Source organism: Allobosea sp. P2_A10 (assembly GCF_056405115.1).
Map to the genome: position 1 here is coordinate 17,629 of NZ_JBFUCS010000031.1, position 13,147 is coordinate 30,775.

General features: G+C 64.9%; 17 protein-coding genes. 12 read left to right on the forward strand and 5 right to left on the reverse strand.

Features of this window, described 5'->3' with window-relative positions; genetic code table 11:
• Window positions 1-68: 68 nt before the first annotated feature.
• A complete protein-coding gene (locus AC1DZY_RS25190; protein WP_476822895.1) occupies window positions 69-1,289 on the reverse strand; it encodes an aminotransferase-like domain-containing protein in 1,221 nt (406 codons plus the stop codon).
• A gap of 181 nt (window positions 1,290-1,470) precedes the next feature.
• On the opposite strand from AC1DZY_RS25190, the gene AC1DZY_RS25195 reads away from it, so the two are divergent.
• The 12 genes from AC1DZY_RS25195 (at window position 1,471) to AC1DZY_RS25250 (ending at window position 11,763) form a co-directional block, all read left to right on the forward strand.
• Window positions 1,471-2,274 (forward strand): alpha/beta fold hydrolase, encoded by an 804-nt coding sequence (locus AC1DZY_RS25195; RefSeq protein WP_476822896.1) that lies wholly within the window; start codon window positions 1,471-1,473, stop codon window positions 2,272-2,274.
• Window positions 2,274-3,074, forward strand: coding sequence for a GntR family transcriptional regulator (locus AC1DZY_RS25200; protein WP_476822897.1), 801 nt, complete (start codon window positions 2,274-2,276; stop codon window positions 3,072-3,074). The genes AC1DZY_RS25195 and AC1DZY_RS25200 overlap by 1 nt, the downstream gene beginning before the upstream one ends.
• Window positions 3,075-3,160: 86 nt before the next feature.
• Window positions 3,161-3,805: a glutathione S-transferase family protein gene (locus tag AC1DZY_RS25205; RefSeq protein ID WP_476822898.1), complete on the forward strand. Its 645-nt coding sequence runs from the start codon at window positions 3,161-3,163 to the stop codon at window positions 3,803-3,805.
• Entirely contained in the window at window positions 3,795-5,012 is a 1,218-nt protein-coding gene (locus tag AC1DZY_RS25210) for a CaiB/BaiF CoA transferase family protein (RefSeq protein ID WP_476822899.1), read from the forward strand. The genes AC1DZY_RS25205 and AC1DZY_RS25210 overlap by 11 nt, the downstream gene beginning before the upstream one ends.
• A gap of 17 nt (window positions 5,013-5,029) precedes the next feature.
• A complete protein-coding gene (locus tag AC1DZY_RS25215) occupies window positions 5,030-5,665 on the forward strand; it encodes a carboxymuconolactone decarboxylase family protein (RefSeq protein ID WP_476822900.1) in 636 nt (211 codons plus the stop codon).
• Window positions 5,666-5,667: 2 nt separating this feature from the next.
• The gene (locus AC1DZY_RS25220; RefSeq protein WP_476822901.1) at window positions 5,668-6,444 is read left to right on the forward strand and encodes an enoyl-CoA hydratase/isomerase family protein; all 777 of its coding nucleotides are present in this window, start codon (window positions 5,668-5,670) and stop codon (window positions 6,442-6,444) included.
• The gene (locus tag AC1DZY_RS25225) at window positions 6,441-7,370 is read left to right on the forward strand and encodes a fumarate hydratase (protein WP_476822902.1); all 930 of its coding nucleotides are present in this window, start codon (window positions 6,441-6,443) and stop codon (window positions 7,368-7,370) included. The genes AC1DZY_RS25220 and AC1DZY_RS25225 overlap by 4 nt, the downstream gene beginning before the upstream one ends.
• A 7-nt stretch (window positions 7,371-7,377) precedes the next feature.
• Window positions 7,378-8,016, forward strand: a complete 639-nt coding sequence (locus tag AC1DZY_RS25230; RefSeq protein WP_476822903.1) for a fumarate hydratase C-terminal domain-containing protein — start codon at window positions 7,378-7,380, stop codon at window positions 8,014-8,016.
• Entirely contained in the window at window positions 8,013-8,945 is a 933-nt protein-coding gene (locus tag AC1DZY_RS25235; protein ID WP_476822904.1) for a 2-hydroxyacid dehydrogenase, read from the forward strand. The genes AC1DZY_RS25230 and AC1DZY_RS25235 overlap by 4 nt, the downstream gene beginning before the upstream one ends.
• 74 nt (window positions 8,946-9,019) lie before the next feature.
• Window positions 9,020-10,018: an amino acid ABC transporter substrate-binding protein gene (locus AC1DZY_RS25240; protein WP_476822930.1), complete on the forward strand. Its 999-nt coding sequence runs from the start codon at window positions 9,020-9,022 to the stop codon at window positions 10,016-10,018.
• A gap of 172 nt (window positions 10,019-10,190) precedes the next feature.
• Entirely contained in the window at window positions 10,191-11,072 is an 882-nt protein-coding gene (locus AC1DZY_RS25245; RefSeq protein ID WP_476822905.1) for a Bug family tripartite tricarboxylate transporter substrate binding protein, read from the forward strand.
• Between the two features lie 355 nt (window positions 11,073-11,427).
• Window positions 11,428-11,763 carry a hypothetical protein gene (locus AC1DZY_RS25250; protein ID WP_476822906.1) on the forward strand — a complete coding sequence of 112 codons (336 nt, stop codon included), beginning with the start codon at window positions 11,428-11,430 and terminating at the stop codon, window positions 11,761-11,763.
• Window positions 11,764-12,108: 345 nt separating this feature from the next.
• Here AC1DZY_RS25250 and AC1DZY_RS25255 read toward each other — a convergent pair whose 3' ends face one another.
• The 4 genes from AC1DZY_RS25255 to AC1DZY_RS25270 form a co-directional block, all read right to left on the reverse strand.
• Entirely contained in the window at window positions 12,109-12,318 is a 210-nt protein-coding gene (locus AC1DZY_RS25255; protein WP_476822907.1) for a hypothetical protein, read from the reverse strand.
• A gap of 15 nt (window positions 12,319-12,333) precedes the next feature.
• Window positions 12,334-12,603 carry a DUF7696 family protein gene (locus tag AC1DZY_RS25260; protein ID WP_476822908.1) on the reverse strand — a complete coding sequence of 90 codons (270 nt, stop codon included), beginning with the start codon at window positions 12,601-12,603 and terminating at the stop codon, window positions 12,334-12,336.
• Window positions 12,604-12,630: 27 nt separating this feature from the next.
• The gene (locus AC1DZY_RS25265) at window positions 12,631-12,807 is read right to left on the reverse strand and encodes a hypothetical protein (RefSeq protein ID WP_476822909.1); all 177 of its coding nucleotides are present in this window, start codon (window positions 12,805-12,807) and stop codon (window positions 12,631-12,633) included.
• A gap of 74 nt (window positions 12,808-12,881) precedes the next feature.
• Window positions 12,882-13,103, reverse strand: coding sequence for a hypothetical protein (locus AC1DZY_RS25270; protein WP_476822910.1), 222 nt, complete (start codon window positions 13,101-13,103; stop codon window positions 12,882-12,884).
• Between the last annotated feature and the right edge of the window lie 44 nt (window positions 13,104-13,147).

The following is a 13,147-nucleotide window of genomic DNA, read 5'->3' on the forward strand; positions in this document are numbered from 1 at the left end:
AGATTTATTAGGCTAGCTATATGTCCTTTAACGGTCAATCATACTGTCGGAGATGGTGCCAGCCTGCGTCAGCCCTGTTTGCGAAAACCGGCGATCACGTCCGCCAGACGCTGGATGCCCTCGGCGATCTCGGTCGTGCCGGCGATCGAATAGGACAGCCGCAGCGTGTTGGCGCCCGACCCGTCGGCATGGAAGGCATGGCCCGGCACGAAGATGATCTTGGCCTGCTCGAAGGCGACCTGCTGCATCAAGGAAGCGTCCATCTCCGACGGGAGCGTCAGCCAGACGAACATGCCGCCTTGCGGGCTGACCCAGCTCACGCCTTCGGGCATGTGCCGGGCGAGGGCCTCCAGCATGGCGTCGCGGCGCAGCCGGTAGCCGGCGCGCAGGACTGGCGCATGGCTGTCCATGATCTCCCGCGCGACGCGGTCGACGACGATTTGGTTGAGCACGCCGGAATTCAGGTCCGAGGCCTGCTTTACCGAGACCAGCTTGGCATGCACAGCGCCGGGCGCGACGATCCAGCCGACGCGGAGCCCGGGCGTCAGCGACTTCGAGAAGGTGCCGAGATAGAGCACCACCGGTTCGCCTTGCCCGTCCGCGCGATCGAGCGCGAGCATCGTGGGCAGGGCCTCGCCCTCGAGCTGCAACTGGTCATAGGCCTGATCTTCGATCACCGGCACGCGATAGTGCCGTGCGAGACGCAGGATCTCCAGCCTTTGCGCCAGTGTGATCGACGATGCAGACGGGTTGCCGTGATCGGGCATGAGATAGAAGAATTTCGCGCCTTTGCGGAGCTCTGCTTCGAGCCGGGCGAGGTCGATCCCGTCGTCCGTCAGGTCGACATTCGCGAATTCCGGTTCGAACAGGCCGAAGGCCTGGAGCGCACCGGAATAGGTCGGCCGGGTGACGATAATGCGGTCGCTGGCATCGATGAAGGTCTTGCCGATGAATTCGAGCGCCTGCTGCGAGCCGCTGGTGACGATGACGTCCGCGGCGGGGACCTCGGCGCCATGGCGAGACAGCGATCCGGCGATAAGCTGTCTGAGCGGGGCGTAGCCTTCGGAGGCGCCATATTGCAGCGCCTGCCGCGCGAGGCCGGGATCGGCCAGGATCTCCGCGACGGCCTTGGCGATGGCATCCACCGGAAAGAGGTCGGCATTGGGAGAGCCCGCCGCGAAGGAGATCACGCCCGGTTGCCCGACATGTTTCGCCATGGCCCGGATCGCCGAGGGCTTCAGCGCTCCGATACGCCGCGCGAACGTCCCGTCCCAGTCCACGCTCACCATTCGCTCCCCTGCTATAGTATGAAAGGCTGGATATATGATCTTTCAGGGTGCGGCAACCGCTTCGGGCGTGTTGCATTTGCCAAGTCTAAAACCCTATATCCTAGATTAACTGGCCTTTTGCCGAGGCGAATGGCTGTCGATTCGGCCTGCCGCGATCGCGCAGCACTGGAGATGATCGCGGATGCAGCCCGGGCAAGACCGAACCATCACTCTCGACGGCGTCGATCTGCGCTGCCGCCTCGACGGGCGTGAGGGCGCGCCCTGGCTCGTGCTGAGCAATTCGCTCCTGACCGATTTCTCGCTCTGGGACGCGCAGGTCGCGGCGTTCTCAGATGGCTTTCGTATCATACGCTACGATCAACGCGGCCATGGCGGCAGTGCTGTCGGAACGGAACCGGTGACGCTCGACCTTCTGGTGAAGGATCTGCACGGGCTGTGCGAGGCGTTCGGCGTTCGCGATGCGGTGGTCGCCGGCGTCTCGATGGGGGCCGCGACCGCGCTGGGCCTCGCAGCCGCGCACCCGGCGCTGGTGCGTCGCGTGATCGCTTCGGATGGACAGGCCAAGACGGCCGCCGGCGGCCGCGAGACCTGGCAGGAACGCATCGACTACGCCCGCGAAAAGGGCATGGAGGCGGTCGTGCAGGCGACGCTGCCGCGCTGGTTCGGTCCGGAGTTCCTCGGTGCGGAGCATGCCGATCTGGATCGCGCGCTGACGATGATGCGGGGAACCCGCCTCGAAGGTTACATCGCGTGCGCGCAGGCGCTGCAGGGCTACGACATCTCCGGCAGCCTCGCCGGCATGAGCCAGCCCACCTTGTTGGTGGCCGGCGCGCGCGACGGCGCGATGCCGGTGACCATGAATGCGATGAGCGCGGTCATGCCGGACGCGCGCTTCGTCGAGATCGCCGATGCCGGGCACCTGCCCAATCTCGAGAAGCCCGCCGCCTTCAATTCCGTCGTCGCAGCGTTTCTGGAGCGCAGCTAGTGGCATTCAAGACACCGCAGTCGAAGCCGGGTCCGGAGACGAGGCCGCCCCATGCCATCGACCTGAACCAGAGCACGGTCTCACGCTACATCCAGCTCGCGACGCTGTTTCGCCGCCGAATCGAGACCGGGATCTGGGCCGCCGGCGCGCAGATCCCGACGGTCGATGATCTCGCGTCCGAATACGGCGTGGCGCGCGCCACAATCCGTCAGGCGCTCGATCAGATCGAGGCCGACGGACTGATCGAGCGCTACCGCGCGAAGGGCACTTTCGTGCGCCACCGTGCCGACAAGCGCCTCTGGTGCGAGGTCCAGACCGACTGGTCGGGGCTGCTGCGCTCGCGTCCCGGCGCGACGATCGAGATTCTGTCGGTCGAGACCGACCGCATGCCGCCCTCGCTGAAGGACATGCCGGGCGCGCCGGCGCCGTCCTATCGCCAGTTCCGGCGTCGGCACTGGCGCGACGGCCAGGCCTTCCTGCTTGCCGACGTGTATCTCGACGAGCGGCTCTGGCCGATGGTCAGCAAGCGCAACCTGGCGGAGTTGACCGCGCTCAATCTGGTCGCAAGCCTGCCGGGTGTGACGATCTCGGAAGTCCGGCAGACGCTGACGATCGGCACGGCCGATGTCGAGATCGCCGGCCATCTCAACCTGGCGCTGAACGCGCCGGTCGCCTTCGTCGATCGCTCGGCTGTCGATGCCGCCGGCACGCTGATCCTGGTCGCAGCCGGCATCTATCGCGGCGATGTCGTGCGGATCGACGTCAAGTTCAACGAGGCCTTCGGCGCTCCTGCCGGGTGAGGGGAGGGTGCCGCTCTGGACAAGGTCGCCCACGTCTCCTAAAAGGACATAAGACTAGTTGATAGAGTAATTTTGGGGAGGACAGGGTGCAGACCAACGACGCGACGGAATGGATGACGTTGCACTGGTCGCCGCGCTCGCCCTTCGTCCGCAAGGTCATGATCGCGGCGTATGAGCTTGGACTGGTCGAGCGGCTGGTTTGCGTCCGCACCGTCGTGGCGATGACGACGCCCAATCCGGCGCTGCTCCCGGTCAATCCGCTGAGCAAGATTCCGACGCTGGTGCTGGCCGACGGCACGATGCTCTACGATTCGTTGGTAATCAGCGACTATTTCGACGAACTCGCCGGCGGCGGCCGGATCATTCCGCGGGCGGGGCGCGCGCGCTGGCTCGAACTGAGCCGCCACGCCGTCGCCAACGGCCTGCTCGACACGCTGATCCTCTACCGAAACGAGCGCGAGAAGCCGGAAGCCGCGCGCACCGCGTCGTGGATGGCGGCCTTCCAGGTCAAGCTCGACGCGTCGCTGGCGCAATTCGAGCGCGATATCGGCGAGATCGCGGCGCGTCCCTTCGGCATCGCGCAGATCGCGCTCGGCGTCGCCTTGTCCTATCTCGATTTTCGCTTCGCGGCGGTCGATTGGCGCGCCGGCCATCCCAGGCTCGCCGAATGGCATGCCGGGTTCAGTGCCCGCTCCTCCGCGCGCGCCACCGAGGTGGTCGATGACCTCTGAAGCGCCCACCTCCCGGCAAGGCCCGCTCAGCCATGTCCGCGTGCTCGATCTCGGCCGCATCATGGCCGGGCCCTGGGCGAGCCAGATTCTCGCCGATCTCGGGGCCGACGTGATCAAGGTCGAGCGCCCGGGCGCCGGCGACGACACCCGTTCCTGGGGGCCGCCCTATCTGAAGGATCTCGACGGCAAGCCGACGAGCGAAGCTGGCTACTATCTGTCGGTCAATCGCGGCAAGCGCTCGATCACGCTCGATATCGCGACGCCAGAGGGCCAGGACGTTATCCGCGCGCTCGCGCGGACGAGCGACATCGTGCTGGAAAACTACAAGGTCGGCGCGCTGGCCAAATACGGGCTCGATTACGCCGCGCTGAAGGCGCTCAACCCACGCCTGATCTACGCCTCGATCACCGGCTACGGCCAGGACGGGCCGCGCGCCCAGTCGGCGGCTTATGATTTCGCGATCCAGGCGATGGGCGGGCTGATGAGCGTGACCGGCGAGCGCGACGGCATGCCCGGCGCAGGTCCGCAGAAGGTCGGCGTGCCAATCGTCGACATCATGACGGGGATGTACGCCGCGGTCGGCGTTCTGGCGGCTATTGCCCGCCGCGCCGAGACCGGGAAGGGCGACTATATCGACCTTGCCATGCTCGATGTGCAGGCCGCCTTCCTATCCAACCAGGCGATGAACTGGCTGGTCTCCGGGAACACACCCAAACGCAATGGCAACCGCCACCCCAACATCCAGCCGCAGGACATCTTCCCCTGCGCCGATGGCCATATCGTGCTCGCGGTCGGCAATGACGGCCAGTTCGAGAAGCTGGCGCAGCTGCTGGGCCATCCCGACTGGGCGAGCGACGAGCGGTTCAGAACGAACCCGCAGCGCGTCCACAACCATTCGCTGCTCGATCCGCTGCTGCGCGAGGCCTTCGCAATCTGGTCGCGCGACGATCTGACCGCGGGGCTCGATGCGGCCGGCGTGCCCTGCAGCCCGATCAACAATATCCCGGAGGTCTTCGACGACCCGCAGATCAGGCATCGCGGCATGCTGCGCGAGCTACCCCACCCGACGGGCGGCACCGTGCCGCAGGTCGTCAGCCCGCTGAATTTCCGCGAGGCGCCTCTTTCCTTCGACCGGCCCCCGCCGCTTCTCGGTCAGCACACCGCCGAGATCCTGCGCGAGCTCGGGCTCGAGCCCCCACAGAGCTGATGCTTCAGGACAGGTCGATGCCGCGCATTCCGCTCCCCACCGCCGCCGAGATGACGCAGGACCAGCTTTCGGTCCATGACGAGGTCGTCGCCGGGCCGCGCGGCCGGCTCGTCGGCCCGTTGCGGGCGATCATCCACAGCCCGGACCTGGCGCGGCGCTGGTCGCGGCTGGGCGAGTATCTGCGCTACGACATCTGCCTGCCGCCCGCGTTGAAGGAGCTCGCCATCCTGGTGACGGCGCGGCGCTGGAACAGCCAGGTCGAGTTCCAGATCCATGGCGACGCCGCGCTGGTGGCTGGCCTCGATGCGAGCACGATCGAGGCGTTGCGGCTAGGCCGCCCGCCGGTTTTGCCCGATGCCGAGCAGACGGAAATCTACGAATTCGCCCGCCAGCTCCAGCTCACAGGAACGGTGGCGGATGCCGACTACGCGGCGGTCAGGCAGCGCTGGGGCGACCGGGGCGTCGTCGAGCTGACGGCACTGGTCGGCTACTACACCATGGTCTCGATGACGCTGAACGTCCACGAAATCCCCCTGCCGGACGGGGGCGAGCTTCCGCTGCAACCGGTCACCGGCGACGGCCTAACCGAGCTGCCCCCAGCAAAGTCGGCGCAGGCGGCCAGCGTCGATGCCGTGCCCGCGGCGGGAGAATGACGATGCAGACATCCTGGGAGTGCTTCGACGTGACGGTCGCCGATTTCGTCGCCGTCGTCACCATCAACCGGCCGCCGGTCAACGCACAGAACCGCCGCTTCCGCGAGGAGATCATGTCGATTTTCGACATGCTGACCGATCGCACCGATGTCCGCGCCGTCGTCCTGACCGGGGCGGGCAAGACTTTCTCGGCCGGCGCCGATCTGAAGGAGCGGCCCGGCCTGGCCGACAATCCCGGCGCCTATCCGAGCCATAACCGCGTCGTGCGTGAAGCGTTCAACGCGGTGATGGAATGCGAGAAGCCGGTGATCTGCGCGATCAACGGCGCGGCGATCGGGGCTGGCTGCGTGCTGGCGCTGTGCTGCGACATCCTGGTCGCGGCAGATGAAGCTTATCTGGCCATGACCGAGGTCAATGTCGGGCTCGCCGGCGGGGTGCGTCATGTCCGTAGGTTTTTCCGGGAATCGGACGCGCGGCTGCTGATCTATACGGCGCGCCGCATCGCCGGGCCGGAGCTGCTGCGCATGGGCGTCGTCTCGGCCAGCGTGCCGGGCGATGCGCTGATGCAAACCGCGCTCGGCATCGCCCGCGAGATCGCCGAAAAGAGCCCTTCGGCCGTGCGGGCAGCCAAGCGCTCCTTCAACGTCACCGAGGATATGCCGCTGCACGGTGGCTACCGCTTCGAGCAGTCGCAGACGGTCGCGTTGGCCAGCAGCGACGATACCAAGGAGGCTCAAAGCGCCTTCGCCGAGAAACGCAAGCCGGTGTTCAGATCATGACGATGACCGCACTCAAGCCCATCTCACGCATCCCGGCCGCGCTGGGCCCGTCGGGATCGGGTGTGACCTATGAGCTGGTGAAATCCGTTGCGGCGCAGCTCTACGAGCGCGCTTTGAAGAAGGTGCCCGAGGACACCAAGGACGCGCTGCGCCGCGCCTATGAAGTCGAGACCAAAGAGGTCTCGAAGAAGACGCTCGCCTTCATGCTGCGCAGCGCCGAGAAATCCGAGGAGAGGGACCATCTGGTCTGCTCCGATGCCGGCATCCCGGTCTATTTCGTCAAGCTCGGGGCCAATGCTCCGCTCGGCTTCGATATCAAACAGGCGATCTCGGATGGCTTCGACCATCTCGTCGCGACGATCAAACCGCCGATCCTGAAGCATGTCACCAACCCGCTGACGCTGGAGCGCGGCTACAAGGGCAAGGAGATGCCGATCACGACCTTCGACATGATCCCCGGCGTCGACCATATCGACATCATGTGCTCGCCCAAGGCGCTGGGCTCCGGCCGCTGGGCGGCGCTCGAGATCTTCAGCTTTCCCTCGCTGGAGCAGATCGAGGCCTATGTCATGCAATGCGTGATGAAGGCCGGTTCGCAGCATTGCCCACCGGTGATCATCGGTGTCGGCATCGGCGGCACCTTCGACTATGCCGCCAAGCTCGCCAAGGAGGCGACGCTCCGCCCGCTCGGGTCGGTCAATTCGGAGCCGATCCTGAAGGCCATGGAGGCGCGGCTGACGACGGCCGTCAACGCCACCGGCTTCGGCCCGATGGGCACCGGCGGCGACACCACGGCGCTCGCCGTCCATGTCGGCTATGCCGCGAGCCACGGCTTCGTGCCGGTCGCGGTCTGCTTCAACTGCTGGATCAACCGCCGCATGGGCGCCCGCATCGGGGCCGACGGCTCCGTCAGCTTCTACGAATAGGCGCGCCATGGGCCAGACCTACACGCTGACCTTCCCGGTCGAGGAAGCCGACATCCGCAAGCTTTCGCTCGGCGACATGGTCTATCTCGACGGCGAGATCGTCATGACCGCCGGGCTGCCGACGCATCAGCGCATCATGAAGTGCCTGGCGGACGGCACGCCCCTGCCCACCGATCTGACGAATGCGGGCTTCTTCCATCTCGGCAGCTACAACACCGAGGAGGAGGGCGTCTTCGACGTGCTCTACCTCAACCCGACCACGAGCACGCGCTTCAACCCCTATATGCCGATGCTGATCCGCGAATTCGGCTTGCGCGCCGTCGGCGGCAAGGGCGGCCTCGACTCAGCCTGCGCCCAGGCGATGAAGGAGACAGGCTGCGTCTATCTGTCGTTTCTCGGCGGCGGCTGCACCGTGCTCTCGGAGGCGATCCGGGAGGTCGTCTCGGTGAGCTGGAATGACATGATCTCGCATTACCGGATCGTGAAGCTCAGAGTAGAGCAGCTCGGTCCTCTGACGGTCGCGATCGATGCCCATGGCAACAGCCTCTACGACACGCTGCAGGACGGAGCGGAGAAGGCGATGCCGGCGATCCTCGATGGGCTGCGCCGTGCCCGGGAAGCAGCAGCCGGTGGAGATTCGCGATGACCGATACCGCTCGCGAAATCCTCGTCGTCGCGCCGGTTCCGGCCGATCTTCGCGACGCGCTTGCGCGCGACTACAGCCTGATCGACCACCCCCATGCCGCCGACGGCTCCTGGCCGCGAAAGCCCGGCTTCAGCGTGGCTCTGACCACCAGCATGGCCGGCGCCGACGCGGCGCTGATGGACGCTTTGCCCGATCTGAAGCTGATCGCCTGCCAGGGCGTCGGGCTCGACAAGATCGATCTCAACGCGGCCAAGGCGCGCGGGATCACGGTGGCGAATACGCCGGACGTCCTGACGCAGGACACCGCCGATCTCGCCATCGCGCTGATCTACGCCGTCTCGCGCAACATCGTCCGCGCCGACCAGTTCATGCGCGCCGGGCGCTGGGGGCCGGAACGCATGGTCCCGTCGCGCCGCGTCTCTGGCAAGAGCTGCGGCATCGTCGGGCTCGGACGCATCGGCGAGACGGTGGCGCAACAGGCCGCCGGCATCGGCATGAGCGTGCGCTATTCCGGGCCGCGCCAGAAGCCGGGGGCACCCTACCCGTATGTCGCGGACGTCGCCGAGCTCGCCCGGCAGTCCGACTTCCTCGTCCTGACCTGTCCCGGCGGGCCCGCGACGCAAAACCTCGTCGACGCGACGGTGCTGGATGCGCTCGGACCCGACGGCATCCTGATCAACATCGCGCGCGGTTCGGTCGTCGATGAGCCGGCCTTGATCGCGGCGTTGCGTGAAAAACGCGTCGCCGGCGCCGGGCTCGACGTCTTCGCCAGCGAGCCGAACTTCGATCCGGCCTTGCTCGCATTCGAGACCGTGGTGCTCCAACCGCATTACGCCAGCGTCACGCTCGAAACGCGACAGGCGATCATCGGACTGCTTCAGGCCGCGATCGCGAGACACTTCAACGAAAAAAATGGGAGAACGCCATGAGATCGCAACTCGAGACCAGATCGCAACTCAAGACCAGATCGACACTCAAGACCGGAACGACACTGCGGATCAGGATGGCGGCCGTAGTGCTTGCCGCAACCTTGCCGGCCCTGACCGCCGGCGCGGGCACGCTCGACGAAACCAAGGCGCGCGGCTCGGTCAATTGCGGCGTCAGCCCCGGCGTGCCGGGCTTTTCCCTGCCGGACGCGCAGGGCAAGTGGAACGGGCTCGACGTCGACATCTGCCGCGCGGTGGCGGCGGCGGTGTTCAATGATCCGGGCAAGGTCAATTTCACGCCGCTCAACCCGAAGGACCGTTTCGCGGCGCTATCATCCAAGCAGATCGACATCCTGTCGCGGCAGACGACCTGGACGCTGTCGCGCGAGACCACCGTCGGTCTCGATTTCGGGGCGATCAACTACTATGACGGCCAGGGCCTGCTTGTCCGCAAGGCGCTCAACGTCGCCTCGGCGAAGCAGCTTGGCGGCGCCTCCGTCTGCGTCCAGACCGGCAGCACCAGCGAACTCAACCTCGCCGACTACTTCCGCGCCAACGGCATCAAATACGAGCCGGTCGCCTTCAACGCCGGCGACGAGGCGATCAAGGCCTTCGAATCCGGCCGTTGCGACGTGTTTTCGACCGACGCGTCGGCGCTCTTCGCCTATCGGCTGAAGCTCGCCGATCCGGCCGGCTTCGTCGTGCTGCCGGAGATCATCTCGAAGGAGCCGCTGGGGCCTGCCACCCGCAAGGGCGACGAGCCATGGTCGGATCTGGTGAAATGGGCGCATTTCGCCATGGTCAATGCCGAGGAGCTCGGCATTACCCGCCAGAATGCCGACGAGATGCTGAAATCGGCCAGCCCGGAAATCAGACGCTTCCTCGGCGTCGACGGCAACCTCGGCGAGGGCCTCGGCCTGAGCAAGGACTGGGCCTACCGGATCGTCAAGCATGTCGGCAATTACGGCGAATCCTACGACGCGCATTTCGGGCCGAAAACGGTGCTCGCGGTGCCCCGCGGCCTGAACAACCTCTGGTCCAATGGCGGGCTGCAATACGCCCCTCCGCTGCGGTGACACACTCGCAAGCACGGCGGTGCGGATAATTTCAACGACTTCCGCACCAACGATCAAAACAAGAGCGCAGGGAGAGCGGGACATGATGAATCGTCGAAAATTTGTTGTCTCGTCCGCTGCAGCCCTTGCCTGCTCCCCGGCGTTGGGGCAGCAGGCCGGGCGCGGCCGGACCATGACGATGATCGTGCCCTTCCCGGCCGGCGGTCCTGCTGATCTCGTCGCGCGGATCGTCAAGGAGACGATGGAGAAAAGCCTCGGCCAGACGATCGTGATCGACAATCGCGCCGGGGCCGGCGGCACGATCGGAGCGGCGGCGGTCGCAGCGGCTGCGCCCGATGGTCAGGTCGTCGGCATGATCAGTACCGGCTCCATGACGATCCTGCCGCATATGATGCCGAGCCTCAAATACGATCCCTTACGCGATTTCGCGCCAGTTGGCCTGGCGATGACAACGCCGCAGATCCTCGTCGTCTCGCCCGATCTCAAAGTCGGCAGTGTCGCCGAGCTTGTCGACCGCGCCAAGGCCAAGCCCGGCGACCTGATCTACGGCTCAGCCGGCGTCGGCTCTTCGCTGCATCTCGCCGGCGAGCTGTTTCGCCTGAAGACCAGCGTGCAGGTCACGCATCTGCCGTATCGTGGCGCGGCGCCGGCGCTGAGCGATCTACTCGGCGGCCGTATCCAGTTCATGTTGGCCGATGCGCCGGCTTTCCTCTCGCAGATCCAGGCCGGTACGCTGAGGGCGCTCGCCGTGACCGCGGCACAGCGACTTGCCATCCTGCCGTACCTGCCGACGATGCGCGAGGCCGGCGTCGATTTTCTGTCCGAGACCTGGTACGGCCTGCTCTCGCCGAAGGGCACGCCGGAGCCGCTGCTCATGCGTCTACACGAGGCGCTGGCGGGTGCGCTGGCGACACCGGCGGCGCACGCCACGCTGGAACAGCAGGGCGGCCTGATCTCGACGCTCGATCGTGCCGGTTTTGCCGCCTATATCCAGGCGGATTTCGAGCGCTGGGGCGAGATCGTCAAAGCTGCAGGCATCAAACTCGACCCGTGAAGCACCGATAGCCTCCAAGGAAGCCGGTCATTCCGACGGATCACAAAGAGATGCGGTGCAATCGGTTGTGCTATCGCCGCACAAGCGGATCAACGTGAAGCTGTGCCGGCGAACATCGAGCTTGCGATGCGACTGCTCGACAAGCTCAACGTACGCCGCAGCGGTCGCGATAAATGAGCCTCAATCAACGGCCGATCATCGTGCCATGTCAACAAGTCTCTGAGCGGCTTGACGGCTCAGAGAACGAGCGAATCAGGACTTCGTCATAAGCAATGGGCCGGTCTTCGGCCCGCTGACCGGCCAACCGTTCGCGGCGGCGGGCGTGCGGCATCGAGGGGCCTCGGAGCGGTTTGGGATGAGCGCTGCCAGCTTCAGCCGCTGGCGCAGCGGACTGACGGTGACGGCATCGATCATACAGACCTACAAAGATCAAGGGAACGACCCCCAAATCGTCGGCTGCAGCGCATCACATGCGAAATGTCAGCGAAGAACCCGCGGAGGCCTACTGCGAGCTGACCTTAACCTCCTGCCCTATACGATACGCGAAAGCCACGCGATTGACGCCAGCATTCCGGCCAAAATTGCACCCCACAACCACAGCGATATCGACATTGTYSAAATCCTTTCGCATGATCTCGTGAGGCAACGCGGAAGGGAAAATGCCGTTCCGATCGATTATCGCGGAGCCTGAGCAACTGGCGCGGCTGGCGGCAGCGTTCGACGCTGCCTGGCTTGCGGTAAACGAGATTGAGCCGGTTGACGCCTTGGCAGCCTCCGGAGCGCGAGAGCGCCTCGCGCATATCATCGCKGGATTATGGCAGACTGACCCAACAGGCCCGCTGATCGGGCCGGCTGTCGAGATCTACCTCAACGCGAARACCAWYTTTCCCGGCGATAACCGCAAGACTACGATCGGCTTCGCCGGCAAATTTAGGCCGCCAGTCTAGAGGCCGGCCCGAAGCGTATAACCGTATCGGGATTGCCGCCCGCGGCCTAGCATGTATCGCGGCACAGCGAGGACGCAGAGCCATTCTGCTCACTGTACTGGATTGTTTTTGGCCTGTTCCATGCTCGCCTGTGCCAGCATGGCTTCGAGCTTGGCCAAAAGCTCCGGAGCAAGGGTGACGTGCAGGTCGGAGCTCCCGTCCAGTTCGAAGGCAATCTCCGCCACGGCGAGTCCATCGCCGCTGACGGTGATCTGTTTGATGTCCCGCGCCGCGACTTTTACCGCAGAACTTTTGCCCATGGCTGTAATCCCAAGCTACTTGCGATTATCGGCTCGTATCTTGCCGAGGCGTTCTATTTCGCGGCGCAAAAAAGCCACCTCCGCTGGTCCACGCACCGCCATGATGCTGCGCTCATTATTGTCCGCAGCAGATGGATCTCCATCCAGAACGAGGTCTTGCTGCGCCGAAGTTAACGAAAGTAGATACGCAATTTCCAGCTCATGCCTCCATTCCTCAGACGCTGTCGAAATCATCGCACCGGTAAATTCTGAGCGGATAAGCACATCAATGGATGGTTTTTTCATCTGCACAACGATCCCAGATGACACCAATCAGCCCCGCGTCGCCGTGGCGTCTTGCTTCAAATCCCAGGCTTTGACGGCGGCGACGAGCATCTTCAAGCGCTTTCCCTCGGGCGTTTCTTCCGTCGAGCCAGCCAGTCTCTGGATGAGCGATTTCGCGGCTTCATATTCGGCGACGGTTCGAAGCTCGATATTGATGTCAGGCATGGTGCATTCCTCGATCAAGTTCAACCATGGGCGGCGGGCCCGGTTCCCTCGCGCTGCGCGGCACCCCTAGTGGATCACCAGACAGAAGGATCGCGATCATGGTCGGAGGTGCTCTTGGAAGCGGCGGTCTCGCCAAGATAGATGCTGGCCGCCTGTTCGCACTCGAACAGTTCCCGATCTTCAGCCGGGTCTCGATCTCGCAATCGCAGGACTTTGATCCGCTCGACGAGCTGCGCAAATTCTTCGGCCGAGGTAACCTTGATGGRTGGCGCTTCCGGATAGGTTCGATCTGGCATTTTCGCCCCTGCGCTTAAAGACGGCGGGGATAAAAACTCGATTT

Coding starts and splice junctions, on each gene's coding strand:
- AC1DZY_RS25235 (WP_476822904.1), top strand. CDS start 8,013: ATGACCGATACCGCTCGCGAAATCCTCGTCGTCGCGCCGGTTCCGGCC.
- AC1DZY_RS25190 (WP_476822895.1), bottom strand. CDS start 1,289: ATGGTGAGCGTGGACTGGGACGGGACGTTCGCGCGGCGTATCGGAGCG.
- AC1DZY_RS25260 (WP_476822908.1), bottom strand. CDS start 12,603: ATGAAAAAACCATCCATTGATGTGCTTATCCGCTCAGAATTTACCGGT.
- AC1DZY_RS25255 (WP_476822907.1), bottom strand. CDS start 12,318: ATGGGCAAAAGTTCTGCGGTAAAAGTCGCGGCGCGGGACATCAAACAG.
- AC1DZY_RS25265 (WP_476822909.1), bottom strand. CDS start 12,807: ATGCCTGACATCAATATCGAGCTTCGAACCGTCGCCGAATATGAAGCC.
- AC1DZY_RS25210 (WP_476822899.1), top strand. CDS start 3,795: ATGACCTCTGAAGCGCCCACCTCCCGGCAAGGCCCGCTCAGCCATGTC.
- AC1DZY_RS25245 (WP_476822905.1), top strand. CDS start 10,191: ATGACGATGATCGTGCCCTTCCCGGCCGGCGGTCCTGCTGATCTCGTC.
- AC1DZY_RS25215 (WP_476822900.1), top strand. CDS start 5,030: ATGCCGCGCATTCCGCTCCCCACCGCCGCCGAGATGACGCAGGACCAG.
- AC1DZY_RS25240 (WP_476822930.1), top strand. CDS start 9,020: ATGGCGGCCGTAGTGCTTGCCGCAACCTTGCCGGCCCTGACCGCCGGC.
- AC1DZY_RS25195 (WP_476822896.1), top strand. CDS start 1,471: ATGCAGCCCGGGCAAGACCGAACCATCACTCTCGACGGCGTCGATCTG.
- AC1DZY_RS25225 (WP_476822902.1), top strand. CDS start 6,441: ATGACGATGACCGCACTCAAGCCCATCTCACGCATCCCGGCCGCGCTG.
- AC1DZY_RS25230 (WP_476822903.1), top strand. CDS start 7,378: ATGGGCCAGACCTACACGCTGACCTTCCCGGTCGAGGAAGCCGACATC.
- AC1DZY_RS25220 (WP_476822901.1), top strand. CDS start 5,668: ATGCAGACATCCTGGGAGTGCTTCGACGTGACGGTCGCCGATTTCGTC.